This is a genomic window from Cellulosimicrobium cellulans, assembly GCF_024124905.1.
In the GTDB taxonomy this organism is placed as follows: domain Bacteria; phylum Actinomycetota; class Actinomycetes; order Actinomycetales; family Cellulomonadaceae; genus Cellulosimicrobium; species Cellulosimicrobium cellulans_G.
This window is the reverse complement of the sequence record NZ_JAMXST010000003.1, coordinates 810,197-816,349: the sequence shown is the minus strand read 5'-3', so window position 1 is coordinate 816,349 and position 6,153 is coordinate 810,197. Positions and strand designations below refer to the sequence as shown.

The following is a 6,153-nucleotide window of genomic DNA, read 5'->3' as shown; positions in this document are numbered from 1 at the left end:
GACGGGCTCCACGAAGATGTCCGACGTCGACCGGTTCCCGTTCCGCCCGAGCAAGGTCGTCGACTCCGTCGCGGACCTCGTCGACCTGGTCTGACGCCCCCGCTCCCCCCGCACGCACGACGGCGCCCGGTCACCTCGTGAGGTGACCGGGCGCCGTCGTGCCGGGGGCCGGTGGCTCAGGCGGTCGCGACCGCCTGGACGCCACCCGCGCGCCGGCGCCGCACGGCCAGGATCGCCCCGCCCGTGAGCAGCAGGGTCCCGGCGAGGAGCGCGAGGCTGCCCGCGTCCGTCCCGGTCGAGGCGAGCGCGCCCGAGTACGCGTCGCACTCCACGTCGCCGCCGATCGGGAAGCCGAACGTCACGGGCGACAGCGCCGTGCCGGCCTCGTAGAACCCGGCGAAGGCCTTCGCCCCGGCGGCCGTGAGGGTCGCGGGAGCGCCGCTCCACGTGATCGTGGAGCCCGACGTCGACTTCTTGCCCGACAGGTCCAGGCTCGCGAACGCGACGCCGTTCGACGAGCTCTTGGTGCCCTCCATGTCGCTGCTCCGGACGTCCACCACGAGCGTGCCCGACGAGCCGTTCACGACGACGCGCGGGTTGCTGATCTGCAGGTCGAGGATGCCCTCGTGCCCGGAGAACGACACCGAGCCGCCGAAGCTCGCGCGCCCCTTGCCCAGGTCCGTGTTGAACGAGCCCTTGCCGCCGCTCCACGTGAACGCCGAGCCGGAGTCCTGCACGCCGCTCGTCGAGACCGAGCCCTTCGCGATCGGGCCCGTCACGTACGCGCGGAACCGGTCGCTCACGCCCCACGAGAGCGTCGCGCCGTTGACGCCCTGCGCGAAGCACTGCTCCGCCGCGCCGCCCGTCCCGGTGCCGGTGGTCCCGGTGCCGACGATCGTGATGGGCGCGGACGCCGTGTGGTTCGCGCCGACCAGCAGCAGCGTGTGCTCGCCCGGGGCGACGTCCTGGGGGATCGTCACCGTGGAGGTCGCGGCGCCGCCGGCGTTCGCCGTGACGCCCGTCGCGAGCGTGCGCGGGGTCGAGCGGATCTCCGTGCGGATCCCCGCCTCGTTCGTGCCGAACCCGATGCCGCTGATGGTGACCTCGTCGCCCGGGGCGGCCTGGTACGCCGAGAGCGTCGCCTTCGTCCGGTCCACCGAGCCGCCCGTCGAGCCGTCGCCCGGGGTGCCGATCGTGCCGCCGCCCCCGGGTCCGGTCGCCGTCGCGCCGACCGTGAACGTCACCGGGTCGAGCGCGGTCCCGGCCGGGTAGAAGCCGACGAACGCGAGCGAGCCGTCCGCGGTGAGCGTCGCCGCGGCGTCCGTGTACGTCACGGACCCGTCCGCGCTCGTCGTCGGCGCGCCGAGCGCGAGGGTCGCGACCGCGACACCCTTGCGGTCGAACGTCGAGCCGTCGAGGCCCGTGGAGCGGGCGTCGACGAGCAGGCGGCCAGCGCCCGGGCCGGTGACCTCGACGACCGGGTTCGCCAGGGTGAGGTCGAGCGCCCCCGCGTGTCCGGTGAAGCGGACCGTCCCGGCGTACGCGACGGTCCCGCGGCCGCTCGCGGCGGTCCACGTGCCACCGTCCGCCTGGCCGAAGCGGAAGACGCCGTCGACGACGCTCGCGCCGTTCGTCGCCGTCGCGCCACCGCCCGCGACCGGGCCCTGGATGTAGCTGCGGAACGACTCCTTGACGCCCCAGGTCAGAGCGCCTGCCGTCGTCGGGACCGACGGCTTCGCCGTCACCGTCACCGTGACCGGCGACGAGGTCGAACCGACGAACGCGGTGCTGTCCGCCGGGACGAACGTCGCCGTCACGGCGTGCGACCCGGCCGCGAGACCGGTCGCCCGGTACGACGCGGCGCCGTCGACGACCGTCGCCGTGTCGAGGGCCGTGTCCCCGGCGGTGAACCGGACCGTGCCGGCCGCCTTCGGGGTGACGGTCGCCGTGAACGTCACCGCCGTCCCCTCGACGACCGAGGTCGCCGAGGAGGCGAGGGTCGTCGTGGTCGGTCGAGCCCCCGGAGCCGGGGCCGTGACGGTGAGCGTCGTGCTGCCGGTCACCCCGAGCTCGGAGGTCACGACGACGGGGACGGGCCCCGCGGCGGCGTCGGCCGGGACGGTGAGCAGGATCGCGGTGCCGTCGCGCGAGAAGGTCGCGGCCTTGCCGCCGAACGTCACGCCCTTGACGTCGTCGCCCTCGACGAGGCCGCCCACGGTGAGCCGGACGCTGCCTCCGGCCGCGACCGTCGTCGTGGCGGGTGTCAGCGTGAGCGACGCGGGGGCGTCGAACGCGACGGGAGCGAAGAGCTCCTGGTCCGCGTTGCTCACGCCGCCGGCGCCGTAGGTGTAGACGCCGTACCGGCCGCCGTCGAGCAGCCCCGGGCTCTTCACCACGAGCCGCGCCTCGAACGTGCCGTCCGCGGCGATGTCCGTCCACTGCGCGCGGACCACCGACTGGTACTGGGCGGGGACCTGGTCGAGCACCGGCTCGGCGAGGGCCCACACCTGCGACCCGACCTTGCGCGCGGACGACGCCGCGCCCTCGGACGGGCGCCACTGCTCGGCGAAGCTCCCGAACACGACGTACGTGCCCTGCGGCAGGCTCGCCGGGATCGGGACGCCGCGGCCACCCACGTTCGCCGCGGGGTCGAAGCCCGAGCCGCGGACCACGATCGTGTCGCCCACCGAGACCGCCGTGTCACCGAGCGGCGTCACGCCGTCCTCGGCGAGGACCGCGATCTCCGGCTCCCACACGGGAGCGGCGGGCTCGGTCGTGAACGCGACGGGCGCGTAGAGCTCCTGGGCGGCGTTGACGGTGCCGCCGGCGGCGTAGGTGTAGACGCCGTAGCGGCCGCCGTCGAGCTCGAGCTCGCTCGCGACGAGCTCGGCCGTGAACGTGCCGTCCTCGGAGAGCTCTGCCCACTGGGCGCGGATCGCGCCCTGGTAGCGCGGGTCGACCTGGTCGAGGGCCGCGGACGCGAGCGCCCACTGCTGCGACCCGGCCTTGCGCGCGGACGACGCCGCGCCCTGGGACGGCCGCCACTGCGGCGCGAACTTGCCGAACACCACGTAGGTGCCCGCCGGGATGCCCCCGGAGATCGGCGGGCGGTTGCCCTCGGGGGCGACATTCGCCTCCGGGTCGAAGCCCGAGCCCTTGACGACGATCGTGTCGTCCGGACGGACCGGGGTGTCGCCGAGCGGGGTGGTGCCGTCGGCGGCGAACAGCTCGATCGACGGCTCCCAGCCGGGTCCCGGGGTCGTGGCGCCCTGCACCGCGACCGGCGTGAACGTGTCGAGGCTGCGGTCGGTCGCGGAGAGCGCGTGGGCGGCGGACGTCGCGACCACGTACTCCGTGGCCGGGTCCAGCGTGCCCGCCGGGACGGTGAGGGTCGTGGTGAACGCGCCGTCGCGCACCTGCTGCGGCATGACCCAGCCCTGGGCGAGCCAGCCGCTCGCGACGAGCGGTCCGCTGCCGTCCCAGATCGAGGCGTCCCCGAGGAGCACGTAGGCGCCGTTTGCGGCGCCCGCACCGACGAAGCCGGTGCCGGAGACCGTGAACGTGTTCTCCACGGCCGGGTCCACCGGGGCCGACGGCGAGACGGTCACCACCGGGTCGGCGACCGGCTCCGGCTCGGGCTCGGTCGCGGGCTCCGTCACCGTGTGCGCGACGGCGCCGGAGGCGGACGCCACGAACGCCGCCGGGTCGGCGGGCGTGAACGCCGCGCTCAGCTCGTGCGCACCCGTAGCGAGGGCCGACGTCTCGAGGCGCGCGACGCCGTCGGTCACCGGCGCGGCGCCGAGCACGGCGCCGCCGTCGCGGAACTCGACCGTGCCCGCGGCGGCGGGCGCGACGGTCGCGGTGAGCGTCACCGGGGCGCCCGCGACGGACGCGCCGGACGGTGCGACGGCGAGCGCCGTCGACGTCGCGGTCGCCGGGGCGACGGGCGCGGGGACGTCGAGGGTCGCGGTGAGCGTCGAGATCGGCTCGTCGACGTAGCCGCCGAACTGGGGGTCCACCGCCGCGATGCCCGCGGCGAAGGTGCCGTTCGCGGTGAGGACGAGCGTGTCCCCCGCGCGTGCGGTGCCGACGGAGACCTCCGCGACGACCACGTCGTCCGACACGGTGCCCGCCGACGTGAAGTCCGCGGTGAGCACGCCCGACGTCGGGCCCGTGACGGCGAGCCGGAGGTCGGAGATCGTCAGGTCGAGCGCGCCGCCGTGCGCGGAGTAGCGGACGGAGCCGCCGAGGCGGACCGTGCCGACGGCGGTCTCCGGGTCGACGCTCCCGGACGCGGAGGGGTAGACGGACTTCCCGCCCACCAGCGCGGGCGTGATGGTGCCCGCGCCGCCGACGTAGCCCGTCCAGGAGTCCTTGAAGTTCCAGGTGGCCGAGCCGCCCCGGATCTCGGCCGGCGCGGCCTGGGCCGGGGCGGACGTGCCGGCGACGGTGAGGCCGGCGGCGAGTGCCGCGGCGAGGAAGGAGGCGAGGCCGCGGCGGACGCGTCTCGACGAGGAAGTGCGCACAAGGTCTCCCGTGCTGGTCCGGGCGAGGTCCCGGCGGGGAGCGGGACCGACGACGCGGAGCGTGCTGACGCTCCGTCGTGACGGACCATATAAGGCTCGCCTCACCAAAGCAAGGTAAGCCTGACCTATCTCGATGTGACGCACGCCTCGTCGCACGTCGCGCCGCACCGCCTGACCCGCACGACGACGCCCCGCGGCACGGCCACGGGGCGTCGTCAGGCAGGCGGCGGCGCTGCGCCGGGGACCGTCCGGGCTCAGGCGAGGCCGAGGTCCTCCAGGCTGAACAGGAAGTGGTAGGGCACGCCGAGCGCCTCGATCTTCTCGCCCGCGCCCGTCGCGCGGTCGACGATCGTCGCCACCCCGACGACCTCGCCCCCGGCGGCGCGCACGGCCTCGATCGCGGTGATCGGGGACCCGCCCGTCGTCGTGGTGTCCTCGACCACGACGACCTTGCGGCCGGCGACGTCGGGACCCTCGATCTGCCGCTGCATGCCGTGGGCCTTCGCGGCCTTGCGCACGACGAACGCGTCGAGGTCCTGCCCGCGCGAGGCCGCGGCGTGCAGGAGCGCGGTCGCGATCGGGTCCGCCCCCAGCGTCAGCCCGCCCACCGCGTCGACCTCGGCCGTCCCGAGCCCGCGCTCCTCGAGGAGGTCGAGGAGCTGGTGCCCGATGAGCGGCGCCGCGCGGTGGTGCAGCGTCACGCGCCGCAGGTCGACGTAGTAGTCCGCCTCCTTGCCCGAGGAGAGCGTCACCCGGCCGTGCACGACGGCGAGCTCGCGGATGAGGTCGAGCAGCTGCTCGCGGGGCGTCGAGGAGAGATCACTGGTCACGCCGCCAGCGTAGTCGGCTCCCGGTCTACCGGTACTTGCCGATCGCCCGGACGGCCGAGCGCGGCATCGCCCGCAGGGCGGCCGACGCGACGCGGTAGCGCACCGACGGGGTCGAGATGACGACGCCGCGCCGCACGTCCGCGAGCGCCGCGGAGACCACGCGGTCGGCGTCGAGCCACGCGAGGTCGGGCAGGACGGACTTGTCGATCCCGGCGCGGTCGTGGAACTCCGTGTGGGTGAAGCCCGGGCACAGCACGGTCGCGGTGACGCCGGTGCCGTGCAGCTCGACGGCGAGCCCCTCCGTGAACGAGCGCACCCACGCCTTCGCGGCGGCGTAGGTGCCGCCCGCGGTGAGCGCCGCGACGGACGCGACGTTGAGGATCGCGCCCCGCCCCCGCGCGGTCATCTGACCGGCGGCGGCGTGGGACAGGACCAGGACGGCCCGCACCATGACGTCGAGCGCACGGAGCTCGACGTCGAGGTCGCCGTCCACGAAGTGCTGCTGGGTCGCGAAGCCCGCGTTGTTCACGAGCAGCCCGACCGGGCGCTCGTCCGGGCCGCCGGGAGAGGCGAGGCGCTCGGCCACGCGCGCGACGTCGTCGGGCACGGAGAGGTCTGCCGGGAGGACCTGGACCCGCACGCCCGCGGCGGCCCGGATCTGTCCGGCGACCTCCTCGAGGCGCGCCTCGTCGCGCGCGACGAGCACGAGGTCGTGCCGCGCCGTGGCGAGCTGCCACGCGAACTCCAGGCCCAGGCCGGCGCTCGCGCCGGTGATGAGTGCTGTCGCCATGGCCACA

The 6,153-nt window shown here is 75.4% G+C and carries 3 protein-coding genes; all 3 read right to left on the bottom strand.

Features of this window, described 5'->3' with window-relative positions; genetic code table 11:
• Positions 1 to 176: 176 nt before the first annotated feature.
• The 3 genes from NHH00_RS12265 to NHH00_RS12255 all read right to left on the bottom strand — a co-directional run bounded on the left by NHH00_RS12265 (position 177) and on the right by NHH00_RS12255 (position 6,146).
• A complete protein-coding gene (locus NHH00_RS12265; RefSeq protein WP_253052458.1) occupies positions 177 to 4,526 on the bottom strand; it encodes an HtaA domain-containing protein in 4,350 nt (1,449 codons plus the stop codon).
• 254 nt (positions 4,527 to 4,780) lie between these two features.
• Positions 4,781 to 5,356 carry an orotate phosphoribosyltransferase gene (pyrE, locus tag NHH00_RS12260; RefSeq protein ID WP_253052456.1) on the bottom strand — a complete coding sequence of 192 codons (576 nt, stop codon included), beginning with the start codon at positions 5,354 to 5,356 and terminating at the stop codon, positions 4,781 to 4,783.
• A 25-nt stretch (positions 5,357 to 5,381) separates the two neighbouring features.
• On the bottom strand, positions 5,382 to 6,146 hold the full coding sequence (locus tag NHH00_RS12255) for an SDR family NAD(P)-dependent oxidoreductase (RefSeq protein ID WP_253052454.1): 765 nt from the start codon (positions 6,144 to 6,146) through the stop codon (positions 5,382 to 5,384).
• Positions 6,147 to 6,153 lie beyond the last annotated feature (7 nt).